Source organism: Flavobacterium solisilvae, from assembly GCF_012911605.1.
Lineage (GTDB): Bacteria > Bacteroidota > Bacteroidia > Flavobacteriales > Flavobacteriaceae > Flavobacterium > Flavobacterium solisilvae.
The window spans coordinates 1-456 of record NZ_JAAMPT010000141.1 but is presented as its reverse complement, the minus strand read 5'-3'; the positions used below and the strand labels follow the sequence as shown (position 1 = coordinate 456).

General features: G+C 30.9%; 1 protein-coding gene. It reads left to right on the top strand.

All coding sequences use genetic code 11. The features are described from left to right. Positions 1-22: 22 nt before the first annotated feature. Positions 23-456: phage integrase N-terminal SAM-like domain-containing protein (locus G6042_RS00650; protein WP_169522352.1), on the top strand; the 434-nt coding region annotated here is incomplete at its 3' end.

Below are 456 nucleotides of genomic sequence, written 5' to 3'. Positions count from 1 at the left end.
TTAGGAGTTAAAAGTTAGCACTATGAAATGGGAAGCCAAAATCATAAAACACAAAGGTGAAATGCGGATAGCTGTTTATTTTGATAAAAATGCCGATTTGATTTCACGTATAAAAAAAGTGGAAGGTTCACGATGGAGCCAGTCGAAGGGTTTTTGGCATGTTCCGAATACTGTTGAAAATCAAATTAGGTTTAAAATATTGGTTAGTTTACCTTCAGCGGAAGGTATTGAAGCGATAGAGAAATTTAAACAACATCTTCGCTCTAAACGATATAGCGAGAATACTATTAAGACGTATAGCGAAGCATTACAGTCGTTTTTTACTTTCTTTAATTCAAAAAGTATCAATTTGATTACAAATGAGGATATTATTCGTTACAACAATGATTATATTTTAAAAAATAAACTATCTTCTTCCTATCAAAATCAAGTGGTTAATGCAGTTAAACTTTATTT